The sequence below is a fragment of the Pseudomonas sp. LB1P83 genome (assembly GCF_054897885.1).
In genome coordinates, this window is sequence record NZ_CM142709.1 from 3,046,948 (window position 1) to 3,073,386 (window position 26,439).

20 protein-coding genes and 1 pseudogene are annotated in these 26,439 nt (G+C 58.3%); 13 read left to right on the forward strand and 8 right to left on the reverse strand.

Going from position 1 to position 26,439, the window contains the following annotated elements; translation table 11 throughout:
* Nucleotides 1-3: 3 nt before the first annotated feature.
* Nucleotides 4-705 (reverse strand): response regulator, encoded by a 702-nt coding sequence (locus ACYZTY_RS14080; protein WP_109631796.1) that lies wholly within the window; start codon nucleotides 703-705, stop codon nucleotides 4-6.
* A gap of 252 nt (nucleotides 706-957) precedes the next feature.
* Between ACYZTY_RS14080 and ACYZTY_RS14085 the strand changes: the two genes are divergently transcribed.
* The 7 genes from ACYZTY_RS14085 to ACYZTY_RS14115 all read left to right on the forward strand — a co-directional run bounded on the left by ACYZTY_RS14085 (nucleotide 958) and on the right by ACYZTY_RS14115 (nucleotide 8,319).
* A complete protein-coding gene (locus ACYZTY_RS14085) occupies nucleotides 958-2,115 on the forward strand; it encodes an efflux RND transporter periplasmic adaptor subunit (RefSeq protein ID WP_461959006.1) in 1,158 nt (385 codons plus the stop codon).
* A gap of 14 nt (nucleotides 2,116-2,129) precedes the next feature.
* Complete coding sequence (locus tag ACYZTY_RS14090; protein WP_461959007.1) at nucleotides 2,130-5,228, forward strand: multidrug efflux RND transporter permease subunit; 3,099 nt, start codon at nucleotides 2,130-2,132, stop codon at nucleotides 5,226-5,228.
* 192 nt (nucleotides 5,229-5,420) lie between these two features.
* The gene (locus ACYZTY_RS14095; protein WP_461959008.1) at nucleotides 5,421-6,062 is read left to right on the forward strand and encodes a DUF1345 domain-containing protein; all 642 of its coding nucleotides are present in this window, start codon (nucleotides 5,421-5,423) and stop codon (nucleotides 6,060-6,062) included.
* 133 nt (nucleotides 6,063-6,195) lie between these two features.
* The gene (locus ACYZTY_RS14100) at nucleotides 6,196-6,354 is read left to right on the forward strand and encodes a hypothetical protein (RefSeq protein WP_461959009.1); all 159 of its coding nucleotides are present in this window, start codon (nucleotides 6,196-6,198) and stop codon (nucleotides 6,352-6,354) included.
* Between the two features lie 147 nt (nucleotides 6,355-6,501).
* Nucleotides 6,502-6,666, forward strand: coding sequence for a hypothetical protein (locus tag ACYZTY_RS14105; RefSeq protein WP_461959010.1), 165 nt, complete (start codon nucleotides 6,502-6,504; stop codon nucleotides 6,664-6,666).
* A 152-nt stretch (nucleotides 6,667-6,818) separates the two neighbouring features.
* On the forward strand, nucleotides 6,819-7,658 hold the full coding sequence (locus ACYZTY_RS14110; RefSeq protein WP_461959011.1) for an AraC family ligand binding domain-containing protein: 840 nt from the start codon (nucleotides 6,819-6,821) through the stop codon (nucleotides 7,656-7,658).
* Between the two features lie 49 nt (nucleotides 7,659-7,707).
* On the forward strand, nucleotides 7,708-8,319 hold the full coding sequence (locus tag ACYZTY_RS14115) for a LysE family translocator (protein WP_461959012.1): 612 nt from the start codon (nucleotides 7,708-7,710) through the stop codon (nucleotides 8,317-8,319).
* A gap of 270 nt (nucleotides 8,320-8,589) precedes the next feature.
* Here ACYZTY_RS14115 and ACYZTY_RS14120 read toward each other — a convergent pair whose 3' ends face one another.
* Together ACYZTY_RS14120 and ACYZTY_RS14125 are read right to left on the reverse strand one after the other, a co-directional pair.
* Nucleotides 8,590-11,118, reverse strand: coding sequence for an autotransporter outer membrane beta-barrel domain-containing protein (locus tag ACYZTY_RS14120; RefSeq protein ID WP_461959013.1), 2,529 nt, complete (start codon nucleotides 11,116-11,118; stop codon nucleotides 8,590-8,592).
* Nucleotides 11,119-11,366: 248 nt separating this feature from the next.
* A complete protein-coding gene (locus tag ACYZTY_RS14125; protein WP_461959014.1) occupies nucleotides 11,367-14,441 on the reverse strand; it encodes a hypothetical protein in 3,075 nt (1,024 codons plus the stop codon).
* Here ACYZTY_RS14125 and ACYZTY_RS14130 point away from each other — a divergent pair.
* From ACYZTY_RS14130 to ACYZTY_RS14150, 5 genes are all read left to right on the forward strand, one after another.
* Complete coding sequence (locus ACYZTY_RS14130) at nucleotides 14,440-15,468, forward strand: LacI family DNA-binding transcriptional regulator (protein WP_461959015.1); 1,029 nt, start codon at nucleotides 14,440-14,442, stop codon at nucleotides 15,466-15,468. The genes ACYZTY_RS14125 and ACYZTY_RS14130 overlap by 2 nt on opposite strands.
* A gap of 153 nt (nucleotides 15,469-15,621) precedes the next feature.
* Nucleotides 15,622-16,404 (forward strand): sugar phosphate isomerase/epimerase family protein, encoded by a 783-nt coding sequence (locus tag ACYZTY_RS14135; protein WP_461959016.1) that lies wholly within the window; start codon nucleotides 15,622-15,624, stop codon nucleotides 16,402-16,404.
* Nucleotides 16,397-17,443 carry a sugar kinase gene (locus tag ACYZTY_RS14140; protein ID WP_461959017.1) on the forward strand — a complete coding sequence of 349 codons (1,047 nt, stop codon included), beginning with the start codon at nucleotides 16,397-16,399 and terminating at the stop codon, nucleotides 17,441-17,443. The genes ACYZTY_RS14135 and ACYZTY_RS14140 overlap by 8 nt, the downstream gene beginning before the upstream one ends.
* A gap of 45 nt (nucleotides 17,444-17,488) precedes the next feature.
* Nucleotides 17,489-18,787, forward strand: coding sequence for an MFS transporter (locus ACYZTY_RS14145; protein WP_461959018.1), 1,299 nt, complete (start codon nucleotides 17,489-17,491; stop codon nucleotides 18,785-18,787).
* A gap of 21 nt (nucleotides 18,788-18,808) precedes the next feature.
* Entirely contained in the window at nucleotides 18,809-19,786 is a 978-nt protein-coding gene (locus ACYZTY_RS14150; protein WP_461959019.1) for an NAD(P)-dependent oxidoreductase, read from the forward strand.
* A gap of 117 nt (nucleotides 19,787-19,903) precedes the next feature.
* Here ACYZTY_RS14150 and ACYZTY_RS14155 read toward each other — a convergent pair whose 3' ends face one another.
* On the reverse strand, nucleotides 19,904-21,091 hold the full coding sequence (locus ACYZTY_RS14155; RefSeq protein WP_461959020.1) for a pyridoxal phosphate-dependent aminotransferase: 1,188 nt from the start codon (nucleotides 21,089-21,091) through the stop codon (nucleotides 19,904-19,906).
* A gap of 243 nt (nucleotides 21,092-21,334) precedes the next feature.
* On the opposite strand from ACYZTY_RS14155, the gene ACYZTY_RS14160 reads away from it, so the two are divergent.
* On the forward strand, nucleotides 21,335-21,709 hold the full coding sequence (locus tag ACYZTY_RS14160) for a hypothetical protein (protein ID WP_461959021.1): 375 nt from the start codon (nucleotides 21,335-21,337) through the stop codon (nucleotides 21,707-21,709).
* Between the two features lie 100 nt (nucleotides 21,710-21,809).
* Here the strand turns inward: ACYZTY_RS14160 and ACYZTY_RS14165 are convergent, their stop codons facing one another.
* The 4 genes and pseudogenes from ACYZTY_RS14165 to ACYZTY_RS14180 form a co-directional block, all read right to left on the reverse strand.
* Nucleotides 21,810-22,673, reverse strand: coding sequence for a methyl-accepting chemotaxis protein (locus ACYZTY_RS14165; protein ID WP_461959321.1), 864 nt, complete (start codon nucleotides 22,671-22,673; stop codon nucleotides 21,810-21,812).
* Nucleotides 22,674-22,715: 42 nt separating this feature from the next.
* Nucleotides 22,716-23,435: pseudogene (locus ACYZTY_RS14170) on the reverse strand (MCP four helix bundle domain-containing protein); the annotation flags it as partial.
* Nucleotides 23,436-23,809: 374 nt separating this feature from the next.
* Nucleotides 23,810-24,952 (reverse strand): glycerate kinase, encoded by a 1,143-nt coding sequence (locus tag ACYZTY_RS14175; RefSeq protein ID WP_461959022.1) that lies wholly within the window; start codon nucleotides 24,950-24,952, stop codon nucleotides 23,810-23,812.
* A 285-nt stretch (nucleotides 24,953-25,237) separates the two neighbouring features.
* Nucleotides 25,238-26,350, reverse strand: coding sequence for a sugar diacid recognition domain-containing protein (locus ACYZTY_RS14180; protein WP_461959023.1), 1,113 nt, complete (start codon nucleotides 26,348-26,350; stop codon nucleotides 25,238-25,240).
* Between the last annotated feature and the right edge of the window lie 89 nt (nucleotides 26,351-26,439).

Below are 26,439 nucleotides of genomic sequence, written 5' to 3' on the forward strand. Positions count from 1 at the left end.
GTCTCAGCATTCCCACTCGGAACGGCTGAACAGGTAGCCCTTGCCCCACACGGTCTTGATTTTGCGCGCCTCGCCCGCGTGGTCGTCGAACTTGCGCCGCAACTTGGAAATCGCCACGTCCACCGAGCGGTCGGTGCCGTTGAATTCGATGCCGCGCAGGCGTTGCAGGATCTGGTCGCGGCTCAGCACTTCGCCGGCATGCCGGGCCAGCACCACCAGCAGGTTGTATTCACCGCTGGACAGCTCGACCAGTTGCTCGCGCCAGGTCACGGTGCGCTCCGACAGGTCGATGCACAGGTTGCCCATGAGGATGCGGTCGTTGGCGGTCTGCGGTTCGCTGAGACTGCTGCGGCGCAACAGCGTGCGCACACGGGCCAGCAACACGCGCGGCTCGCAGGGTTTGGTGACGTAGTCGTCGGCGCCCATTTCCAGGCCCAGCACCTGGTCGTGGCTGTCGTCTCGGGCGGTGAGCATCAGGATCGGCAGCGTGGCCGAATCCGCCCGCAGCAAGCGGCAGACTTGCAGGCCGTCGAGCCCCGGCAGCATCAGGTCGAGGATCACAAGATCCGGCGGATTGACCCGCGCCCGCTCGCGCACGTGGTCGCCACGGCTGATCACACTGACGCAATAGCCATTGCGTTCCAGGTAGCTGGCAATCAGTTCGGAGAGCGCGGTGTCGTCTTCGACCAGGAGGATGTTGGGCATGGGTGTTTCCAGAAAGTGCAGTGGCGACCTTTAGGGCCTCTTCGCGGGCAAGCCTCGCTCCTACAGTTAATCGCATTCCCCTGTAGGAGCGAGGCTTGCCCGCGAACGAGCGCGAAGCGGTCGCCAAGGATATACGCCCGCACACGCCCGTGAGTAAAACCCTTACACAATTTCACACAGCACCAACAAAGCTTCACCGCTACTCTCCTCGCCTCCCCGTAGGATGCGGGCAGTCATTATTGGGGTATTTACATGTCAAAGAACCTGCTTGCCAAGCTCAGTCTGGTGGCTCTGGCGTTGACGCTGAGCGCTTGTGACAAGTCCTCGAGCGCCGAGGAACAGGCGCCTCTGGCCACGGTTCGCGTCGAAACCGTCGAAGCACGGCCCCTGTCGATCACCAGCGAATTGAGCGGGCGGATTGCCGCGCCACGGATTGCCGAAGTCCGCGCCCGGGTTGCCGGCGTCGTGTTGCAACGCGCGTTTCGCGAAGGCAGCGACGTAAAAAAAGGCGATGTGCTGTTCCGTATCGACCCGGCGCCCTTCAAGGCCGACCTCGACAGCGCCGAAGCAGCACTGCGCAAGGCTGAAGCCAACGCATTTCAATCAAAGCTGCAAGAACAGCGTTACGCCCAGTTGATCGAAGGCAACGCCATCAGCGGCCAGGATTACGACAACGCCCGGGCCAGTGCCCGGCAAACCGCCGCTGATGTCGCGGCCAGCAAAGCCGCGGTGGACCGGGCGAAACTCAACCTCGGTTACGCCACCGTCACTGCGCCGATTTCCGGGCGCATCGGCCGTGCACTGGTGACCGAAGGTGCGCTGGTCGGGCAGAACGAAACCACGCCACTGGCACTGATTCAGCAACTCAACCCGATTCACGCCGACCTGACCCAATCGACCCGCGAACTCAACGACCTGCGCCGTGCCTTCCGTTCCGGCCAGTTAAAGGAAGTGGGTCAGGGCCAGGCCAAAGCCACGCTGATTCAGGATGACGGCAGCCTCTACCCGCTGCCGGGCAAGTTGCTGTTCACCGACATCACCGTCGACCCGGGCACCGGCCAGATCATCGTGCGCAGCGAGTTTCCCAACCCGGACCTCGATTTGCTGCCGGGCAGCTTCGTGCGTGTACGCCTGGAGCAAGCGGTCAATCAGCAAGGCATCAGCGTACCGCAGCGGGCCATTCAGCGTGACAGCGCTGGTGTTGCCCAAGTGTTGTTGATCGATACCGAGCAGCGTGTCGGCCAGCAACCGGTCGAACTGGGTGCGGTGCAGAACGATCGCTGGATCGTCACTGGAGGCCTGAAACCCGGCGACCGCATCGTCACCGAAGGCCTGCAACATGCCAAGCCCGGTGAAAAAGTCCAGATCGACAACACCCCTCTTCCACTTGCCCAGGTTTCTGGTCAGTAAGCAGGACGCTTTTTATGCCGCAGTTCTTTATCGATCGCCCGGTATTCGCCTGGGTGGTTGCCCTGTTCATCCTGTTGGCCGGCGCGTTGGCCATTCCACAGTTGCCGGTGGCGCAATACCCCGACGTCGCTCCGCCGCAGATCGAAATCTATGCTGTGTACCCCGGCGCCTCGGCGCAAACCATCGATGAAAGCGTGGTCAGCCTGATCGAGGAAGAGCTTAACGGCGCTGATCATCTGTTGTACTTCGAATCCCAAAGCAGCCTCGGCAGCGCCACCATCAAAGCCACTTTTCAGCCGGGCACCAACCCCGAGATGGCCCAGGTCGACGTACAAAACCGCCTGAAAGTGGTGGAATCGCGCCTGCCTCAAGCGGTCAATCAGCAAGGCTTGCAGGTGGAGAAAGTCTCCGCCGGTTTCCTGCTGCTGATCACCCTGACCTCCAGCGACGGCAAACTCGACGATGTGGCGCTCAGTGATTACCTGGCGCGCAACGTGATGAACGAGATCAAACGCCTGGACGGTGTCGGCAAGGCCCAGTTGTATGGCGCCGAACGGGCGATGCGCATCTGGATCGACCCGCAGAAGTTGATCGGTTTCAACCTGACCCCGGCCGACGTCAACGCCGCCATCGTCGCGCAGAACGCCCAGGTCTCGGCCGGCAGCATCGGCGATTTGCCGACGCGCACCACCCAGGAAATCACCGCGACCATTCTGGTGAAAGGCCAATTGTCGACCCCGGAAGAATTCGCCGAGATCGTCCTCAAGGCCAATCCCGACGGTTCCAGTGTGCGCATCAAGGACGTGGCGCGGGTCGAGATCGGCAGCGAGCAGTACCAGTTCGGCACACGCCTGAACGGCAAGCCTTCCACTGCCGTCAGCGTGCAGTTGGCGCCGGGGGCCAATGCCCTGAGCACCGCGACCCTGGTGCGGGCGAAGATGGATGAACTGGCGCGCTACTTCCCGGCGGGCGTGGAATACAAGATCCCGTACGACACCTCGCCCTTCGTCAAAGTCTCGATCACCAAAGTGGTTTACACCCTTGGCGAAGCGATGCTGCTGGTGTTTGCGGTGATGTTCCTGTTTCTGCAGAGCATCCGCTACACGCTGATCCCGACGCTGGTGGTGCCGGTGGCGCTGATGGGCACCTTTGCGACCATGCTCGCGCTGGGCTTCTCGATCAACGTGCTGACCATGTTTGGCATGGTGCTGGCGATCGGCATTCTGGTGGACGACGCCATCGTGGTGGTGGAAAACGTCGAGCGGATCATGGCCACCGAAGGCCTGTCGCCCAAAGAGGCGACACGCAAGGCCATGAAGCAGATTACCGGGGCGATCATCGGCATCACCCTGGTGCTGGTGGCGGTGTTCATTCCGATGGCGTTCATGCAGGGCTCGGTCGGGGTGATTTACCGCCAGTTCTCGCTGTCGATGGCCACTTCGATCCTGTTCTCGGCGTTCCTGGCGCTGACCTTGACCCCGGCATTGTGCGCGACGCTGCTCAAGCCGATAGCCAAGGGCGAGCATCACGAAAAGAGCGGTTTCTTCGGCTGGTTCAACCGTGGCTTCGAGCGTTTGACCGTGCGTTATCAAGGTTGGGTCGCCTATGCGCTGAAACGCACCGGCCGTTATCTGCTGATCTACGGTGTGCTGCTGATCGGCCTGGGCCTGTGCTTCAGTCGCCTGCCCTCCTCGTTCCTGCCGGTTGAGGATCAGGGCTACACCATCACCGATATTCAGCTACCACCGGGCGCGAGCAAAAACCGCACGGTGCAGGTCGTGGAGCAAATTGAAGCGCACAACGCCACGGAACCGGGCGTTGGCGACAGCACGGTGATCCTCGGTTTCAGTTTTTCCGGCAGCGGACAGAACGCCGCACTGGCATTTACCACGCTGAAAGACTGGTCGGATCGGGGCAGCGACGACTCGGCGAGCTCGATTGCCGACCGTGCCAACATCGCACTGAGCCAGATCAAGGACGCCGTGGCCTTCTCGGTGCTGCCGCCGCCGGTTGACGGTCTCGGCACGTCCAGCGGCTTCGAGTTCCGCTTGCAGGACCGTGGCGGCCTCGGTCATGCCACGCTGATGAAAGCGCGCAGCGATTTGCTCGCCGCCGCCGAAAAAAGTCCGATCCTGATGAACGTGCGCGAAAGCGCGCTGGCCGAAGCGCCGCAGGTGCAGCTGGAAGTCGACCGCAAACAGGCCAACGCGCTGGGCGTGTCCTTTGCCGACATTGGCAACGTGCTGTCCACGGCGGTCGGTTCGGCCTACATCAACGACTTCCCCAATCAGGGGCGAATGCAGCGGGTGGTGGTTCAGGCTGAAGGCGATCAGCGCAGTCAGGTCGCCGATCTGCTGAAGATCCACGTGCGTAACGATGCCGGGAAAATGGTGCCGTTGTCGGCTTTTGTCCAGGCGAAATGGACCCAGGGCCCGGCGCAGTTGACCCGGTACAACGGCTACCCGGCGATCAGCATTTCCGGCGAGCCGTCGCCCGGTCACAGCACCGGCGAAGCTATGGCCGAAATCGAGCGGTTGGTTGCACTGGGGCCAGCCGGGTTGGGCCAGGAGTGGACCGGGTTGTCGTTGCAGGAGCGTTTATCCGGCAGCCAGGCGCCGATTCTGCTCGGTTTGTCGTTGCTGATTGTGTTCCTGTGCCTGGCGGCGTTGTATGAGAGCTGGTCGATTCCGACCTCGGTGTTGCTGGTGGTGCCGCTGGGTGTGCTCGGCGCCGTGCTGGCGGTGACGTTTCGCGGAATGCCCAACGACGTGTTTTTCAAGGTCGGGCTGATCACCATCATTGGCCTGTCGGCGAAGAACGCGATCCTGATCATCGAATTCGCCAAGACCTTGTACGACGAAGGCCATGACCTGATCGACGCCACGTTGCAAGCCGCGCGCCTGCGCCTGCGGCCGATTGTGATGACGTCGCTGGCGTTCATTCTGGGCGTGGTGCCGTTGGCGATTGCCACGGGCGCCAGTTCGGCCAGCCAGCAAGCGATCGGTACCGGGGTGATTGGCGGGATGATTACGGCGACACTGGCGGTGGTGTTTGTGCCGGTGTTTTTTGTGGTGGTGATGAAGCTGGTCCGCAAACGCCATAAAGTCACCTAAACAATACACATCCCTTGTAGGAGCGAGGCTTGCCCGCGAAGAGGCCGTTACATTCAGCCTGGAGGTCGACTGACATTCCCTCTTCGCGGGCAAGCCTCGCTCCTACAGTGTCTATCGTCGGCCTGAACGTTATGGCCACAACGCATGACGCTGGGCTAAGGTGTTTGCATAACCCCGGCCCATCGAGCACTCATGCCCTTCCTCGCCCGCACCCACCCTCGCCTGTCCGCCGCTGCCACCCTCGGAGTTGCGGCAGGCATTCTGGCTCCGGCCGATTCGATCATCAGCAAAATTCTTATCGGCTGGAATGTCGGGGTCTGGACTTACCTGATCCTCATGCTTTGGCTCACCGCACGCGCCAAGGCGCCTGACGTAAAGCGAATTGCCGAGGTCGAAGACGAAAACGCCGGGCTGGTGTTGCTGCTGGTGTGCATCGCGGCGCTGGCCAGCCTCGGTACCATCACCTTCGAACTCGCCGGCAGCAAGGATCTGGAAACCGCAAGCAAACTGCTGCGCTACGGCTTCACTGCGCTGACGGTGATCGGTTCATGGTTGCTGATCGGGGTGATTTTCAGCGTGCATTACGCGCGCTTGTATTACACCTGGAACGGCAAGGACCCGGCACTGCGTTTTGCCGAAGGGCTGGAAACCCCCAATTACTGGGACTTCCTTTACTTCTCGTTCACCATCGGTGTGGCCGTGCAAACTTCGGACGTCGGCGTGGCCACCCGGGACTTGCGCAAAATAGTATTGGCGCAATCGTTGATCGGGTTTGTGTTTAATACGGCGATTCTGGGGTTTTCGATCAATATTGCGGCGGGGCTTTTTAACTGATGATTCAACACACATAAAAGCAGGTGTTTCAACTGTCAACTCTGACAGTACACAAAGCACCCTTTCGGCGTAATTCTGAGGCCGCAATCAAACAGGTTGCTGTCCTCACTTTTAATGAACCGAAGGAACGATCATGACTGACACACAAATTCCCGCTCTTCAGAAAAATGCCCAATCAACCGGCCACTTCAGCGGTACGTTTGCTGAAGGCCCGATTAAAAGTTTCAACACCTCAGATGTCGCGCTGAGGTATTTGCCAGGTGATCCTGATATCGGGACCCCTGCACGCTAGGTCGTCAACAGCACAAGCGAACTGCAGGATGGATTCTACGCCCGCTTTGTTTTCAGTTTTGACCCAGGCATTACGAGTGGAGAATATAAGCTGCCGTACGAAAACCTGGTGGTTAGCTTTGTCCGTTTACCACCGAACGGCGGCACTATGTGCAGCTATGAAGCCATCAATGGCGACATTACGTTCGAATTGGATAAAGAGGCCAAACGGATCAAGGGCCGCACCTCCTGCGAACTGAAGGGATCGGACACCCCAGCCTTCAAACTGAACGCCGATTTCGATATCGAAGGCTACGAAATCGTACTCCGTTGACAGGCCTCACCCTGCCCGCCCACAGGCATGAGGCATCCAATGCATGCTTGTGGGATGGTGTATCAACCATCACTCGCCGCACAAACCTTCTAGACATTACCCCCCGGCTACACGCTAACCTGCCCCGGTGACTTCCGCATTCGCAGGCTGCCATGAGCAACGCCAACTGGATCGACCTGACCCAAGACGCCGACACCGGCATCGAGACCCTGCGCGCGCATTTCGAGGGCCACGCATACGATCCGCACTGGCATGACAGCTACCTGGTGGGCGTGACCGAGCAAGGTGTCCAGCAGTTCAATTGTCGGCGGACTCGGCACCAGAGCACGCCGGGAAACGTGTTTTTGCTCGAACCAGGGGACATCCATGACGGTGAAGCCCCCACTGAAGGTGGCTTCACCTATCGGATGCTCTACATCGATCCATTGTGGCTGGAACGCGAATTGAGCGGTCTGTTTGAAAACGCACCGCTCAACAGTCAGTTGAGTTTCGCCAACACCTTGACCAGCGAGCCTGGACTGGCGCGGGCCACCTGTCTGGCATTTGAAACCTTGCATGGCGGCGAGCTGAAGATCGTGCGCGAGACGGCGCTCGACGGTTTGCTGGAGCGTTTGACCAGCCACCTGCACTGGCGCACCCGCTATGGCGAAGACCCGCGCCTGCCGCGGGTGGCCCAGAGGGCTCGGGAGTACCTGCACGCCAACGCTCAATACGACATCGGCCTGGACCAGCTCGCCGCGGCAACAGGCGTCGACCGCTTCCGCCTGACCCGTGCGTTCAAGGCGGCCTATGGGCTAGCACCCCACGCCTATCTGGTGCAACTGCGCCTGTCCAAGGCTCGGCGAATGCTCGCTAGCGGCGTACAACCGGCGGCGGTGGCGATGGAGTTGGGTTTTGCCGATCAAAGTCACTTGGGACGCTGGTTCGTCCGGGCTTATGGCCTGACACCGGCGCTGTACCGCAAGCGCTGCTCAAATCTTCCAGACGTATAAGCCCGACATTGCGAGGATCGCCTCCTGAATCATTCACGGAGCCGTCACCATGTTGTCCAGCGTCCCTGCACTGCTGCCGTTTTTGCTGTTTGCTTTTGTTGCCTCCATCACGCCAGGGCCGACCAACATTCTGGTATTGAGCAGCAGCGCCCGCTATGGCTTCAAAGCGGCGTTGCCTATTGTCTTCGGCGCTTGCGCGAGTGCGGGACTGATTGTATTGGCGGTGGGCAATGGCATTGGTGAAGCATTGGATAAGCTGCCGATCATTGAGTCTTTGATGAAGTGGACGGGAGTGCTTTGGCTCAGCTATCTGGCATGGCAGATATACCGCTCGCCGATCATGCTCCCCCAGACGGAGCATGCAGCGTCGCTCAAAGTCGGGCTGTGGGCCGGTGCCAGCCTGCAACTGGTCAATCCTAAAACCTGGATGATGGCGTTGACTGTCATCAGCGTGTTTGCCGGCTCGGGGGAGGAGCGCCAAGTGCAGACGCTTTGCCTGTCGATGATCTTTTTTCTGGTAGCACTGCCGTGTCTGGGAACCTGGGCCCTGCTGGGCGCAGGATCAGCCAAATGGATTCGCTCGGCCAGCGCCATGAAACGCTTCAATCGATTCATGGCTTTTTTGCTGCTGGGATCGGCTTGGCTCAGTTTGCTGGCGTAACGTTAATAGAGCGCAAAAAAATGCCCCGACCTGGGTCGTAATGCTGTTCACTTAAGTAGGCGAAGTCTTCAGTACACTTTGTGGCGAGGGAGCTTGCTCCCGCTTGAGTGCGAAGCACTCACAAAAATCGGCATTGTTGCCATGTTTTTGGGGCCGCTACGCAGCCCAGCGGGAGCAAGCTCCCTCGCCACAGGTTTGTCACTGACTGCAAACGCTCAAGTGAACAGCATTACGACTTGGGTCGGGGCATTTTTCTTCATGGGTTGATCATCAGAAGAAATAACTCACTCTCAAGCTACCGCTCCAGTCCTGACTGACAGTTGTGCCTTTACTGCCACCCACCTGACCGGAAACCTGCCAGTTGCGTTGCGCCGGCGTCCACTTCAGCCCCGCTCCATATTCGATAGAGCTGCTGGCACGGTCATCGTCAAAGCTGTCTTCGTTGATCTTGATCTCGTTGGTTTTCACAAACTCATGGTTGACTGCCGTGGACAGACTCGGCTCCAGCAGACTCCCGTTTCCGAGCGTGATAACGCGACCGCCACGAACCCCGACCTTGCCCTGCAATGAACGCATGGTATCGGCGTTGACTTCCAGGCCATTGTCGAGCCTGTAGTCATCGCTTTGAGTAACGCCTGCCGAGATCTGGATTTCAGGCTCAACAAAGTAGTCGTTTTTGAGGCGAACATGCTTACCTACCGCCACCGAACCACTTGCCCCCAACGCCTTGTAATCACCCTTGGCCCGAGTGCCGTCACTCATGCTCACTTTGGCCTGGTTATCGAACTGGTTGATTTTGGCCATGACATTGACGAACACGCCGCTTTCAACATCGAAAGTACTGCCGTAAACCCCGGCATTCACGCTGTCGACAATGGCGCTGGAACCGTATTTCAGATCAATGTAGGTACGGCTCGTTCCGACGAATCCACCCAGCACCCATAGGCGCCCCCCCAATTCGACAACCGTATCAGCACCACCGGTGATACCGGTCTGGTTCTGGGTATAGCCATCGCCGTAAGCGTTGTTGACGTTGTACTGGTTGCCATAGGTGCGGACCCAGACGCTGTTGCTCAGTTTCACCGCACTGTCATCCATCGCACGCATCGAGGCTTCGGGCCGGATGCTGAGACTACGATCGCCCAACTGGTCGCTGAGTATGGCCGTTTCTGCGTTCAGCACGCTGCGGGCACTGCCGGCCAGTGCCAGCGCGGTATTGCTTGAAGTACTGACCGTTTCCTTGTCGGGATTGAGGTACAAACCCTGACCTTCCTTCGTCAGCCGGTACACAAAGGTGCCTGCGTCGACGGTGTCGCGATTGGCCAACGAAAAGCTCGCATCGCCGGCGGCGATGTTACCGACCTTCACCGGTTCGGCCGTGACCGGTGTTGAGCCAGTTGCAGCGATTTGCAGTTGATGTTGCCCGCTCGCGTTGCCGGTGACGTTGAGGAAATCGGTGTCGCCGCTGCCGAGATCGGTGCCCATCGCGAAGGTGCCTTTACCCGAAAGTTCACCCACATTCAGTTGCTGGAATTGCTCGTTGGTCCCCATGCGAACCACACCGTTACTCGAGGCAAGTCGTTGAACAGTGCTGTCGACGGTCATTACCCACTGCGCCGCGTTGTTGATACTCAGGTTGCCCGAATTGTTGATCTGGCCAGTCAGAACAGAACCGTTGTCCAGCATCACACTGCCATTGGCAGCAGTGAGTACGTCACCGGTCATGTTGCTGCCATTGTTCAGCGCAAGGCTGACGATATTGTCGGCATTGCCGTTGATGGCGGAACCATTGTTCAGACTGACCGTGGCAGCCGTTCCGGCAACAGCCTCAACATTGCCGTTCAACGTGCTGCCGGAATCGAGACTGACCCGCCTGACGTTCTGCAGATTGCCAGCAATAGAGGCTGCGTTTTGCATCGACAGCGCGATGGTGCTGTCGGTATCGGCGATGAAATTACCCTTCAACGCGCTGGCGTCGACGGTAACGTTGGCTGTGGAGCGATTGGTCGCCTGCAACGCCGTGCCATTGCCACCGATCAGCTCCGTGCCGCCGAGAACTTGAATGTCTGCAACCGAACCGGCGGCACCGGAAGAACCCAGCACGATGGCTGATCCGGTTCCACCGGTAACGCGGGTATTGTTGAACGTGACAGTGTTGGTGTTGACGCCTGTCGTGTCGGTCTCGATTTGCAGCCCGTCCTTTGCACCGGTAATCGTGCTGCCGGTTGCTGAGAGTGTGGCGCCGCCCAGTTGCACACCATAGCTGGTGGTTCCCGTGCCGATGATAGTGGAGTCGGCAAGGGTCAGCACGGCAAAACCGACAGCGCTTGCACCGCCGATTGCACCGGTGATGACACTGTTACCAGTGACGGTCGCAGAGGAAGATGCAGGGGTGTTGATGTTGCGCCCCAGCAAAAGTCCAGAACTGTCGGTGCTGGTGATAGTCGAGTTGTTGATCCTTGCACTGCTGTCGATCAGTTGAATGGCTCCTCGGCCCGCCGCGCTATTGACCGTAGCGTCAAACAAATTCAGCGAGGAAGTGTTCGCATCGATTCGCTGGCTCTGGCCGCCGTTGAAAACGACATTGGCATTTTGTGAGCTGATGGTCAGCGCTGTCGCGTTGTTGGTCAGCGTTCCCCCCTGGGACACCACCCATGCTTCCGGCGCAGATGGATTGGTGATCACTTCGCTTTCGCCTGGCAATAGCGTTCGGCTGTATGCCTCGGGGGCGGTAATCAATGACGCCGCCATCATCAGTCTGATGGTGTTCGGGTATTTGGAACGAAAAGAAATGGACATGGGTACTTCCTCAAACCTGCACTAAAAAGCTGTTCTTTCGGCAGTGTTGAAAGCTCCCACCCAAAAAACGTCCTACAGACTAATGAGCAAACCGAATGTTTAATGTAGGAATAATCTTTTTATGCGCAGAGATTTATCTCTTCCAGAGATGCAGTCATCTTCCACTCTTCCTCCTTTCTGGCAGTAAAAACTCGCAAGAGGGACACGCAAGTCCCCCTTGCGACACAGTCAAGACCCATATTTATTGATTACGGCCCTGGAGCAGCTGCAGCTAGTGTCAGATCGCAATATTGGAAGCTATTATTGATAGTATCCAACGGCTTAATGATCGGAGTCGACGATTGCTGGCCATTCAGCGCGGTATACCAGTACTTCCCGAAGGCAACTGCGCCTCGTACCGGTTGTGCGGCCTTGAAGTTTGCAGCACTACCTACTGACGCAACGTCAGGCGTTCCCACGGCCGCAATGGTGTAATCCTTCGAGTCTGCCGTACCCGCAATCAAATCTGTACCCGCGGCATTTCTATGAGCTTCAAAACGCGCCGTGATAACTGTGCCGGGTGGCAGCAACGGGTCCTTTTTGATTTGCAGTCCCAGTTCATAGCTACTAGTGGGACTGGTCATCGCGTAGCACTCGATATAGTCGCGAACTGTCGGATTACGGATTCTGATAGTAGGATCCGGCAGGACGACCGGAATTTGATTAACTACCACTGTTTGCGGCAAGGATTTATTGACGTTTTTATCTACCCCGGTCTTCTGAATAGTGTATCGAGCTACATCGCTCGGAGGTGTTAACTTGGCCATTTCGCTTGCCGGGATCGTAACCTCAAACTCGCTTACATTTACGAGCGGACTAAATTCCGTAAATGGTATTGTAGAGCCACCCAAGTAACACTTGACTGTGTGCTCCGGTGAAAAATCCGGGTCTTGCAGACCGTTTGTCACTTTGAATTTGCCCGGTTTGTCGCGATCAGTAGCCAGCACAATGTTCGGAGTATCGGACTCCCCCCTCACAACCGGTAGTTGGAGATCCGGATTGTTCAGATCAGGAGGATTTGTTGGCTTCACACCCGCAATATCGAATGCCAACGTAATGGTTGCAGAAGGTGAAACTGCATTCGGAATGCCGGTTCGCTCTATTTCACAATGGATCGTGACGTCCTTGGGCTCGTCGGCATCGGCAAATATCTGATCAAGATCTTCGTAGCTAAGATCAAAACTCAAATTGGCGTTAGCCCATGGTTGTTTGGCAGTCTCGATATAATTGGTGACATCTGCGGGATCAGTAACTACCACTAAAACTTGATCCCCCGGCTCCGCGTGTGCGATAGATGCATTTTGGACGATGGCCGCAATCCCGCCTTCGAAGTTTTCCCAATAGAGAGACTCGCTGTAATTCGGATCGGTTTCTGGCACCAGCGGTGCTCTATTGACCAACGGCGCTTGCGGTAATGCCAATGTCAGAACAGGAGTAGAAGTAGATTCCTCGCCTAGATTACCTAGCCAGTCGTCCCAACGATAACTTATATTGACGCGTCCATTCGGAAATTGAAGCAACTCGCTGCTGGGAATGCTCAATGCACCGGTAGCAACAACGACGGTGTTATAGACCTGAACTTTTTGCGTACCGGAGAGCAACCAGACGGTCAGGATATCGTCAAGACGACGCCCTAAATAAGTGACACTCACCGTGAAATTCATATCCGTATTTGCATTTATCCAGGTCCTGTCAATTGTCCGCGTCGGAAGCGGGGTTCCATTGACAAAAGCTGGAGCCGGCGTCGGCCTAATTCTTCTGGGAGGGTTTTTTGTATTAACAGGTGCGAGTTGGTCAACTGTAAATTCCAGAATATTCGACGGATCCGCGTTACCGCCATTGTCTTTGAAAAGCTCAATCATAAGCTCCCAGACAGTCGGGCCAGTTGACGTAGGCTTTTCCGCAAAATGCGTTGCATTTAAGGACAATGGAATAGTCGTTGGGGGACGGCCTGCAATCGGGCCAAGCGTGATGGTGGCTGGATAGTCAATCCAAACCGCCTCGCCTTTTTCACGGTACTTAACATCAATAGTATCGCGTTCAAACTCATCGTCTGAACGAGTAAAATTGATATTCAGGATGCCGGAATCCAGCACAGGTTTCGCGATAAAACCATCCGCTAGCGTGTCAACTGCAATGTCCGAGAGAGCCCCACCGCCTGATAAAATTAAAGAAGCGGCTCGTTGTTGTTTGGGTACAAAACCAATTGCCATTTTTGTCTCTCCTTGTATATTCAGGCCAGAAGGGCCACTTTCGCCGGGTGTTACTCTGTCTATTTTCACCAAACCTTTTTGTGACTCTCCGATCAGCCGTCCCTTTCTTAACAATTGCCAATGGACGAGGGCCGAGTCGTTATCAAAAAGAAATTTAATGTGAGGATCAAATGGGATGACTTGTTCATATCCATTATTAATATCCTGTTGTTGCAATGTCTTATCAAAATCGCCGTACGTATTCGTAACAGGCGGACCACTTCCATTCAAACTTAGATAACCTTGCCAGTGTACTTTTGCAATGTCGCCGGGTACTGCAATGCCCGTTGAAGCGGGTACCGCAACGGTTGCGCCGGATGTCAGTGGGGGAAACGTTTTGTTGTTCAGATACCCCCAAATCGTGGCATGGCGAAATGTCGGCTCATCCAGAACAACTGGTAAAGAGTGATCAATAGTCAATTTTCTTTCTGGCGAAGGGTCGGGATTACCGCCTAAACCTTTCCAGACTTTATAAGATAAAAATACGATGCCATCAGTTGCCAAATGCTGCGGCGTCAGTCTGAAATATAAAAAGGCTGGTTGTGGCGGGCTATAGAGCTCCGTGTAAAGCCTTTGCTCAACTCCGTTTCGAAACAGTGATATCCAAAGTTCATCATTGTTCAGGGGACTGGGCCAGTAAGGAATGACAATGCGAGTTCCATTGCGCAGGATATCGAGGGGAATATGTCCATCCGTATCACTGTCATCGATACCTTCCACTGAAAGTGGCGCCGCCAATATCCCTGCGTCTGACGCTGATAACTTCTTCGCCACCATCGCTTCTTTTACCTGTCTGTTGGTAGAAACACTGCGCGTAACTTTTGTGGCGCTCATGGAAGAATTAAGCGCCAAGCCATCGCACTTGCCTACTGTCAGATCTGACAGGTAAATCAACCGTTCGTCGGGAAACCAGACGTTACACAGACTCGTCTGCGATGAACGTGGCTTGACGAAGGGGCAGGGATTGGTGTTCTCTGAAACCGGTTTCACGACTACTAAAAAACCAATCCAACAACAAAAAGCTATCGCCATGAACGATTTCTCCGCCGCCCAACGCAGCCGCGTCACCATGCTCGACGTCGCCGAACACGCCGGTGTCTCCAAGGCCAGCGTTTCGCGCTTTATCGGTGACGACCGCGCCTTGCTCTCCGATGCCATTGCCTTGCGCATCGAGCAAGCGATAGCCCAACTCGGCTATCGCCCCAACCAGATGGCCCGCGGTTTGAAACGTGGGCGCACGCGCCTGATCGGCATGCTGGTGGCCGATATCCGTAACCCTTATTCGATTGCCGTGATGCACGGGGTGGAAACCGCCTGCCGTCAGCACGGTTACAGCCTGGTGGTGTGCAACACCGATCGCGATGACGAGCAGGAACGTCAGCACCTGGCGTTGCTGCGGTCGTACAACATCGAAGGTTTGATCGTGAACACCCTTGGCCACCACCGCGACGAGTTGCAGGAACTGCATCGGGAGATGCCGATGGTGCTGGTGGATCGCAAGGTCGAACAGCTTGAGAGTGATCTGGTCGGTCTGGACAACCCGGCCGCCGTGGAAATGGCCATCGCCCATTTGCAGGAACGCGGGTATCGCGACGTGCTGATGGTGACTGAACCGTTTGATGGCACCAGTTCACGGATTGAGCGGGTCAGCAGTTTCAAGGCGCAAATCGGGCAACGTCCGACACTGGCCGGTGCGGTGGTGGAAACCGGTAGTGAGCTGACTGCGCAGCTGAAAACCTTCCTGGACACCCCTGGCCCTGGGCCGAAAGCGTTGTTTTGTGCCAATGGGATTGCGGCGTTGGCCGCTACCCATTCCTTGCGTGAGTTGCAGTGCAATCTGTTTGAGGAGGTCGGGCTGATCGCGCTGGATGATCTGGATTGGTATCCGCTGGTGGGCAGCGGGATTACGGCGCTTGCCCAGCCGACGGCGGAGATTGGTGCGACTGCGTTTGAGTGTTTGCTCAAGCGGTTGCGCGGGGATGACGGGCCGGTGCGGACGATGGATTTCTCGGCGCGGTTGATTGTGCGGGGGTCGACCGCGTTGCGTGTTTCAGTTTGAGGACGCCTTCGCGGGCAAGCCTCGCTCCTACTAGGGCACCGCATGCCCTGTAGGAGCGAGGCTTGCCCGCGAAGAGGCCCTGGAAAACACCACATCACCTAAACAGCCATTTTTTTTGAACAAAAATGAAACCGGTTTCAGAGGTGCAAAACAATGAATAAATCACCCGTCTCCATCAGCCTGTCGAGCTACGGCGCCGACCTGGTCCGCCAACGCGGCCAAGGCAGTTTTATCGAGGTATTGGCCGCTGCCGGTGCCACGCACATTGAATGGCGCGAAGAGCTGCTGACTGACGAAGACCCGTTGCAACTGGCCGACGCTACCCAATCCCAGGGGCTGGAAAGCATCTATTCGTCGCCGATGGAATTGTGGCTGGCCGGCCAATCGAAACCCAACCCTGAACTGCTCAGCACCCTTCAGCGCGCCGAAACATTCGGTGCCAAATGGCTGAAAGTCTCGCTGGGTTACTTCACCGACAACAACGATCTCCAGGCCTTGAACCGAATTCTCGCTCAGAGCCCGGTGCATCTGCTGGTGGAAAACGACCAGACCCTGCACGGCGGCCGTATCGAACCGTTTCAACGCTTCTTCGGCAAGGTTGAGCAGCACAATCTTCCGATCAAAATGACCTTCGACATCGGCAACTGGCAATGGCAGGACCAGTCCGCCGCCAGCGCTGCGCGGTTGCTCGGTCGGCATGTGGGCTATGTGCATTGCAAAGCCGTTGCACGCCGGGCCGACGGCAAGCTGGTCGCTATCCCGCCAGCCGCCAGTGACGTGCATCTGTGGAAACAACTGCTGCGGCACATGGCCCAAGGCGTTATGCGGGCGGCGGAATATCCGCTGCAAGGCGATGACCTGGTGCAGCTGACCACCGAACACGTCGCCACCCTCGCCCGCCTCGGCCAATCCCGCCTGGAGAGTGCTCATGTCTGAGTTCGATATCCTCTCGTTCGGCGAAACCATGGCAATGTTTGTCGCCGAGCAGAATGGTGATCTGGCGGCAGTCAGTCAATTTCACAAGCGCATTGCCGGGGCGGACAGCAACGTCGCGATTGGCCTGTCGCGGCTGGGTTTCAACGTGGCGTGGTTGAGTCGGGTGGGTGCCGATTCGCTTGGGCGGTTTGTCGTAGACACGTTGGAAAAAGAAGGCCTGGACTGCAGCCATGTCGCCATCGACCCGACCCAACCGACCGGGTTTCAGCTCAAGTCCCGCACCGAGGATGGCAGCGATCCGGCGGTCGAGTATTTCCGTCGCGGTTCGGCGGCCAGTCAGTTGTCGGTGCAGTCGATTGCCTCACCGTTACTCAACGCTCGCCATTTGCACGCCACCGGTATTCCTGCGGCGCTGTCGGCGTCTGCCCGGGAAATGTCGTTTGAACTGATGACCCGCATGCGCAATGCAGGGCGCAGCGTGTCCTTTGACCCGAACCTGCGCCCGAGCTTGTGGGCCAGCGAGCGGCTGATGATCGACGAAATTAATCGACTCGCCGCCCTCGCCCATTGGGTGTTGCCGGGGTTGAGTGAAGGCCGGTTGCTGACCGGGTTTGAAGACCCGGCGGACATCGCGGCGTTTTATCTCGATCAGGGTGCCGAAGCAGTGGCCATCAAGCTCGGGCCGAATGGCGCGTATTACCGCACGCATCAGGATGAGGGGTTTGTCGCCGGTGTGCCGGTGGCAACGGTGGTCGACACGGTTGGGGCTGGCGATGGCTTTGCCGTCGGCATGATCAGCGCGTTGCTGGAAAACCACAGCTTTGCCGATGCCGTGCAGCGGGCCAACTGGATTGGCAGCCGTGCGGTGCAGAGTCGGGGGGATATGGAGGGGTTGCCAACCCGGCTTGAATTATCTGTTGAATTCGAGGCCGCTATCGCGAGCAGGCTCACTCCCACAGGGGATCTGTGGCGTTCACAAAACCCGTGTGGGAGTGAGCCTGCTCGCGATGAGGCCCGCACAGTCACTGAAGATTTTTGATCCGTTACCTGCTGCGACAAAAACAACAAGCTCAGGAGCACCCTCATGAAAACCGCCTCACTCGCCGCCCGCCGCTGGTGGTACATCATGCCCATCGTCTTCATCACCTACAGCCTGGCGTATCTGGACCGTGCCAATTACGGGTTCGCTGCCGCCTCCGGGATGGCTGCCGACCTGATGATCACGCCCGGCCTGTCGTCGATGCTCGGCGCGCTGTTCTTCCTCGGCTACTTTTTCTTCCAGGTGCCGGGCGCGATCTATGCGCAGAAGCACAGCGTGAAGAAGCTGATTTTCGTCAGCCTGATCCTCTGGGGCGGGCTCGCCACGTTGACCGGGATTGTCTCCAACGCCTATTGGCTGATCGTCATTCGTTTCATGCTCGGCGTGGTCGAAGCCGCGGTGATGCCGGCGATGCTGGTGTACCTTTGCCACTGGTTCACCCGTGCCGAACGCTCGCGGGCCAACACCTTTCTGATCCTCGGCAACCCGGTGACCATGCTCTGGATGTCGGTGGTGTCGGGTTATCTGGTGCAGCATTACAGCTGGCGCTGGATGTTCATCATCGAAGGTTTGCCGGCGGTGCTGTGGGCGTTTATCTGGTGGCGTCTGGCCGATGACCGTCCGGCCCAGGCCAAGTGGCTGACTGACCAGGAGAAGCTGGATCTGGAAAGCGCCCTCGCCGCCGAACAGGTCGGCATCAAAGCGGTGAAGAACTACGCCGAAGCCTTCCGCTCGCCGAAAGTGATCATCCTCGCGTTGCAGTTTTTCTGCTGGAGCATTGGCGTCTACGGTTTCGTGTTGTGGCTGCCGTCGATCCTCAAGGCCGGCGCGCAGATGGACATGATCGAAGCCGGCTGGCTCTCGGCGCTGCCGTACCTGGCGGCGGTGATCAGCATGCTGTTGGTTTCCTGGGGCTCGGACAAATTACAGAAGCGTAAACGCTTCGTCTGGCCGCCGCTGCTGATTGCCTCCATTGCGTTCTACGGCTCCTACGCCTTGGGCGCCGAACATTTCTGGTGGTCCTACACCCTGCTGGTGATCGCCGGTGCCTGCATGTATGCGCCTTACGGGCCGTTCTTCGCGATCGTCCCGGAAATCCTCCCTGCCAACGTGGCCGGGGGTGCCATGGCGCTGATCAACAGCATGGGCGCGCTGGGTTCGTTTGGCGGTTCGTATCTGGTCGGTTACCTGAACAGCTCCACCGGGTCGCCCGGTGCTTCGTATTTGCTGATGAGCGGCGCGTTGATGCTCTCGGTGGTACTGACGATTTTCCTCAAGCCCGGCGCCAGTGACCGGGTCGTGGCCAAAGCCGCTGCGCAACGGCCAGTGACGGCTCACCCTTGATTTGAAGTTGAGATGATGACGATGAAAAAGCAGGTCGTGCTGTACAAGAAACTCTCGCCGCTGTTGATGGCTCGCCTGCATGAGCACACCGACGTGACACTGATCGACAACCTCAACCCGGAAGGCATCGCACACCTGCGCGACGCCCTGCCCCGCGCCCATGGCTTGCTTGGCGCGAGCCTGAAACTGGACGCCGAATTACTCGACCTGGCGCCGAATCTGCAGGCCATTGCCAGCGTCTCCGTGGGCGTCGACAACTACGACATCGACTACCTGACCGAGCGGCGCATCCTGCTCAGCAACACGCCCGATGTGCTGACGGAAACCACGGCTGATACGGGGTTTGCGCTGATTCTGGCGACGGCTCGGCGGGTGGTGGAACTGGCCAATATAGTCCGTGCCGGTCAGTGGAACCGCAACATCAGCCCGGTGCATTTTGGCACCGATGTGCATGGCAAGACGTTGGGCATCATCGGTATGGGGCGCATCGGCGAGGCGTTGGCGCAACGTGGACATTTCGGCTTTGGCATGCCGGTGATCTATCACAGCCACTCGCCGAAGCCGGCGGTTGAACAACGCTTTGATGCTCAGTACCGCAGCCTGACCGAGTTGTTGCAACAGGCGGATTTCATTTGCCTGACCTTGCCGCTGACGGCTGAAACCGAAGGCTTGATTGGTGCCGAGGAGTTCGGCCTGATGCGCCCGGAGAGCATTTTCATCAATATTTCCCGGGGCAAGGTTGTGGATGAGGCGGCGCTGATCGAGGCGTTGCGCACGGGGCAGATTCGCGCGGCCGGGCTGGATGTGTTTGAGCGTGAGCCGCTGAATCTGGATTCGCCGTTGTTAGCGTTGAACAATGTGGTGGCGACGCCGCACATGGGGTCGGCGACGCATGAGACGCGGGAGGCGATGGCGGAGTGTGCGGTGGAGAATCTGTTGATGGCGTTGGCTGGGGAGCGGCCGAAGAATCTGGTGAATGTTGGGGCGTGGCAGGCTTAAGAAATTGGGGGGCTGTCAGTCAGTCTTCGCGGGCAAGCCTCGCTCCTACAGGATTGTGCAAAACCTGTAGGAGCGAGGCTTGCCCGCGAAGGGGCCAGCACAAACAACACAAAACGGTCAGGCGCGCCGTGCTTCCAGTAAATCCGCCGCACATAAGGCAATCCGCCGGCACGCATCCGCCAGCTTCACTTGATCCACCACCAACCCGATCCGGATATGCCCCGCCGCACTCGGTCCGAACGCCTCGCCGGCGAGCACGGACACGCCGTACCCCTCCAGCAAACGCTCGGCGAAGCCCTGGGCACACAACCCGGTCGCACGCACATCCACCATCACAAACATCCCGCCATCCGGCCAGATCGGGCGAATCCCCGCGCAATTGCTCAACCGCGCGCACACCAGATCGCGACGCTGGCGATATTCTTCACGCATCAGCGCTACTTCCGGCAGGTCTTCATCCAGCGCCACTTGCGCGGCTTTCTGCACAAAATCCGGGATGCCGAACAGCATGCACAACGACAAGTGCACCAGGTGCTCAGCCAGCATTTTCGGGCCGATCGACCAACCGACGCGCCAGCCGCTCATGGCGTGGGATTTGGACAGGCTGTTGATCGTCGCGGTGCGTTCGGCCATGCCCGGCAGGCTCGCCGGGCTGATGTGTTCGCCCTCGAACAGCAGATCGCTGTAGACCTCGTCGCTGATCAGCCACAGATCATGGCGCACGCACAATGCTGCCAACGCTTGCCAGGTTTTCAAGGACAGGCTGGCGCCGGAAGGATTGTTGGGGCTGTTGAGCAACAGGACCCGGGTCTTCGGCGAGATCAGCGCCGCAACATCCGCCGGATCAACGCGAAAGCCGTTCTCCGGCCGCACCGCCACTGGCACCACTTTGGCGGCGCAAGCGCCGAACACGCCTTCGTAGGTCACGTACATCGGCTCGGCGACGATCACCTCATCACCCGGATCGAGCAGGCATTGCGCGACCGAATACACCGCGCACTGCGCCCCTGGAAACACGATCACATGATCGGCGTCCACCGTCTGACCACTGCGCTGTCGATGGCGCCGCGCGATGCTGCTGCGCAATCCGCGACTGCCGCGCACCTCCGGGTAATGCGTGTCGCCGGCCCGCAAACTGTCGATGGCCGCCTGGACGATGGACGGCGGCGTGTCGAAATCCGGATCGCCGATCGACAGCAGCAGCACATCGATTCCTTGCTCGCGCATTTCCAGCGCTCGGTCATGAATCTGCCAGGCTGCCGCTCCGTCGCCGGCGATTCGTTGGGTCAAGGCTGAATAGCGCATGTGTTTCTCCTGTCGCGCGCGGACTTCCAGACTCAACCCTATCTCAAATCACGAAACGCGCCAGCTATTTGGCATCAGCCAGGACTCACTGAGTGAAACTCGTAAATTTGAACGCGTTTTTCGACCCTGTCTAGCTGACAGGTCTGACAGTAGACGAGCCTTTTTTGAGACCGCTAAATGAGCGCAGGAATTTCGATTTCGATGCTGTTTCCTCTCATAACCATCTAGCTCTGGAGAATCGAAATGTCGAACTTGAATAAAACATCTCAGGAACAAATACCTGTATTACCAGAAGTACCAAAGGAAGTGTTGGCTAACGGCCTCACTCTCAAATACCTCGTAGCAAACGGCGATCAGTTGAAAGTCACTATAAAACTCCCTGCTGATACATCGTACGACATGGTCGCGGTAAGATTTGGTACAGATCCCAAATGTATAACTGTTAATGCGAGCCTTTATAACAACTCTGACACGCCTGTCATAATCACGACTAGAGAAATTCTCGCAGTAGGCGAAGGCAAACATCTAATGGACTATGAGCTGTTCAAAAGGGTCGGTAACGACACCTCGCCAAGGTCGCACTCTCAAGAAATCACAGTGAAGGACATGTCAAATTAAAAAGGCTATATAGACATTTCTCAAACTTAGAACCGCACTATTCATGGAAGTTGGAGCATGAAACTGCTCCAACTTATTACATCTGCTTCGACTCATCCGTTCAAATCACGAAACGCGCCACCATCGCATTCAAATCTACCGCCAGACGCGACAGTTCGTGCGTCGCGGCGCTGGTCTGATTGGCACCGGCGGCGGACTGGGTGGCGAGGTCGCGGATGTTCACCAGGTTGCGGTCGACTTCGCGGGACACTTGGGCCTGTTCTTCCGACGCGCTGGCGATCACCAGGTTGCGCTCGTTGATCAAGTGGATCGACTGGGTGATCTGCTCCAGTGCCACGCCGGCGGCTCGAGCCATTTCCAGGGTGCTCTGTGTGCGTTGATTGCTTTGCTGCATCGACGAAACGGCTTCGCCCGTGCCGTTCTGGATGCCGGCGACCATTTTTTCGATTTCCTGGGTCGATTGCGCGGTGCGATGGGCCAGCGCCCGGACTTCGTCGGCGACTACCGCGAACCCTCGTCCGGCTTCACCGGCACGGGCCGCTTCGATCGCAGCGTTGAGGGCCAGCAAGTTGGTTTGCTCGGCGATGGCGCGGATCACGTCCAGCACTTTGCCAATGTCGCGCCCCTGAGCGGCCAGGCCTTCGATCATCAACGAGGTGTTTTGCACGTCGTGGGTCATGGTCTGGATCGCGTCGACGGTTTCCACTACGCGGTCGCGGCCTTCGCGGGCGGCCTGGGTCGACTGGTTCGAGGCTTCGGAGGTCGACACGGCGTTGCGCGCGACTTCTTCCACGGCGGCGGTCATTTCGTTGACCGCCGTCGCAGCCTGTTCGATTTCGTTGTTTTGTTGTTGCAGGCCGCGAGACGCTTCCTGGGTGACGGTGCTCAACTCTTCGGCAGCGGCTCCCAATTGCGTGGCGGAACCGGCGATCTGTTCGATGGTTTTGCGCAGGTTGGACTGCATGACGGACAAGGCGCCGAGCAACTTCGCCGGTTCGTCCTTGCCGTCGACTTCGATGACTTTGGTCAAGTTGCCGCTGGCAATGGTTTCGGCTGCCTGCACGGCGCGATTCAGCGGCGTGACGATGCTGCGGGTCAACAGCCAGGCCAGCAGCACGGTCATGAGCGACGCCACCACCGACACCGCAATGATTCCGTTCACGGCGGTGTTGTAGTTTTCTTCAGCGATAATACCGGCCGCTTTCGCGCCATCATTGTTGTACGCCACCAGTTTATTGAGCTGTTCGCCCATCAGGTCGGTGCCTTCCTTGATCCGCGTGTTGATCAAGGTGCGCATCTCATCCACCTTGTTCTGGCGCGACAGGTCCATCATCTCGCGCTGCGCTTGCATGTATTTGTCCATCGTTGCGCTGAACACTTTATATAGCGCGGCTTCGTCCTGGCCCGCCGGTAACTCGGCATAGCTGGCCTGCGCCTTGCGTGCCTTGTCGGTGAGCACGCCGATGCGGGTTTCAGCTTCCTGCAAACTGGCCGGCTCGCGGTTGACCAGAATCCGGAACGACAGGATGCGCATGCGCAGGATATTTTCGGTGACATTGCCCAGGTAGCTGACGCTGGGCAGTTGGTTGCTGCCCATGTCGATCGAGGACTGGCGAATGATCGACATGCGATTCACCGCAAACACACCCAGCACGATGACGAGCAAGGCAATGAAGGCAAAACCCAGGAAAGCTCGAGGCGCGATATTCAGGTTACGCAGGGACATAGGACGATACTCGGGTGATTGAGGCGGCGAGCGTCCTTGCGGTGATTGCTGAGTGGCGGGCGTTGGCGCGCGCGGGGTCAGCTTGGCGCTGGTGTTGTAATAGGTTTGTGTGCGCCTATTGGGTGTATCGGCTGGGGATGAGGTTTTATGCGGGGAGTTGAGAAAAATAATTTGCGGCGCCGCATGTGTTTCAACTTTGAAACACCAATCCCCGTAGCAGCTGTCGAGCCTGCGAGGCTGCGTTCGGCTGCGCAGCAGTCGTAAAATCAGCCAGCGCGGTGTTCCAGGGAAACCGCGTCATCAGGTTTCACGACTGCTGCGCAGCCGAACGCAGGCTCGCAGGCTCGACAGCTGCTACAGGGATGGATTGCACTTCAGGATTTACGAGCGGCGATTCGCCAAACCCGTGCGATATCACTGGCACGATCTTGCAATAAACGCGGTGCCTCGGCACACGCCTGTTCCAGCGTCATCGGCCCGCTGGCCAAGGCAAACGCCGCATCGATGCCGTGCGCGTACAACTCTTGATACCCCTCGCCCAAGGTTCCTGCGATCACGATCACCGGCACGCCCTGCTCTCGGGCGATACGCGCCACGCCGAACGGTGTCTTGCCGCGCAAGGTCTGCGCGTCGAAACGCCCTTCGCCGGTAATCACCAGGTCGGCGCCCTTCACCGCTTCAGACAGACCGACCAACTCAGCGACCACTTCCACGCCGGCCTGAAACTGCGCGCCGAGAAACGCCTTCGCCGCAAACCCTAAACCACCGGCCGCGCCGCTGCCCGGTTCGTCCTTGACGTCTTTGCCCAGCGCCTGGGCGCACAGCTCGGCGAAGTGTCCAAGGGCAGCATCCAACTGCTGAACCTGCTCGGGCGACGCACCTTTCTGCGGACCGAAAATCGCTGAAGCGCCGTGAGGACCGCACAAGGGATTGTTGACGTCGGCGGCGATGTCGAAGCGCACGTTGGCCAGCCGTGGATTGATCTCACTCAGATCGATTTGAGCCAGTTGCGCCAATGCCATACCGCCCGGTGCCAGAGTTTGCCCTTGGGCGTCCAGCAGCTTCACCCCCAGCGCCTGCATCGCCCCGGCACCGCCGTCGTTGGTGGCGCTTCCGCCAATGGCCAGGATCACCCGTTGGGCCCCGTCATCCAGCGCCGCGCGAATCAACTCGCCGGTGCCGAACGTGCTGCTGACGCACGCATCGCGTTGCCCCGGCGGCACGAGTTGCAGGCCGCTGGCTTCAGCCATTTCGATGATCGCGGTTTGGCTTTGCGGCAACCAGCCCCAGGCGGCATCCACGGTTACACCGAGCGGACCGCGAACTTGCGTCCTGCGCAATTGACCTTCGCACGCCGCCAGAATCGACTCGACCGTGCCTTCGCCGCCGTCGGCCATCGGGCATTTGACCAGTTGTGCATCAAGCCAGACCTGCGCAAGGCCAAGCGCGATGGCGTCGGCCACACCCTGGGCACTCAGGCTGTCCTTGAACGAATCGGGGGCGATGACGATTTTCATGCGAATTCTCCAGTTCCAATGCGTTCCATGCTGCCAGCAGCCCCGAACAATAACGCCGGTCCGCTGCACAAGCGGGTGTGCCGTTTATTGTTCATTTCCACAAAGCCCGACCTACACACTTGTTTGTAGCAGCTGCCGAGCAGCGCGAGGCTGCGTTCGAGGACGAAGTCCTCGCAAATCCGGTACATGCGGTTTGTCTGATTCACCGTAGCGGATGGTTTCACGACGGCTTCGCCGCCGAACGCAGCCTCGCAGGCTCGGCAGCTGCTACAAAATTGGGGTTTGTCAGTCGATTTGGGGCAGGAGCTGGACGCCTAAGTACAGCGCAAGCATGCCATCCAGTTTCAACGGATCAACCCCACTCAACTCGGCAATCCGCTCCATCCGATAGCGCAGGCTGTTGCGATGAATCCCCAACGCCTCCGCACACGCCTGGCTTTGCCCGTCGTGTTCGCACCAACTGCGCAAGGTCGCCAGCAGTTGGCCGTTGCCGTCCTTGGCGATGACTTTGCGCAGTGGCTTGAGCAACTCATCCAGCGCGTCATCGTTGCGGTGGCGCCACAGCATCACCGGCAGCCGATAGCGGTTGAGTGTCAGCAAACGCGAACGCGGCAACACATCGCGCCCGTAGGCCAGCAAGTCACCGACCCGTCGATAACAACGACGCAGCCCGGACAATCCATCCGCCTGCCCACCCACGGCGATGCGCAAAATGTTCCAGCCCAGGCCGTCGAGTTTTTCCAGCAGCCGATCATTCTCGATCGCCTGACTCGCCGGCCGGCACCACAGCAACGAAGACTTGGCCGAACTCACGCACCAACTGTCCGGGTAACGCGAGGTCAGCCAGGCACTGAGCGCATCCACCGTCTGCCCCGGGCCGTGTTCCCCACCCAACTCGAACAGATAAGGCACCCGCGTCATTTGCGGTTTCAAGCCCAACTGTTGCGCTTCGTCCAGCAAGCGCGGGGAATCTCCGGCCTCGCTTAGCAGCAACGCCAACAGATCATCGCAACGCTGACGCCGCCATTGCTGCTCGGCCTGCTGATTGCGCTGGCCCACCAGCATCTCGGCGGTCATCCGCACCAGCTCGGCATAGGTGCGCAATTGCTCGGGTTCACCGGTAATTCCCAGCACACCGATCAAGCGCTGATCGAGCAACAGCGGCAAATTGATCCCCGGCTGCACGCCTTTGAGATGAATCGCGGTTTGCGCGTCGATTTCCACCACCCGCCCGTTGGCCAGCACCAGTTGCGCGCCTTCATGGCGGGTGTTGATGCGCTCCGGCTCGCCGCTGCCGAGAATCAGTCCCTGGCTGTCCATGACATTGACGTTGTACGGCAGGATGGCCATCGCCCGGTCGACGATGTCCTGGGCCAGGTCGTGATCGAGTTCGAACATATCGGGATCCTTGAAAGCGTGATGGGACGGGGTTGTTCACCCGCACAGGGCTGGGTTGCAAACCCTGTGCTCAGGCACAAAGACAGCAA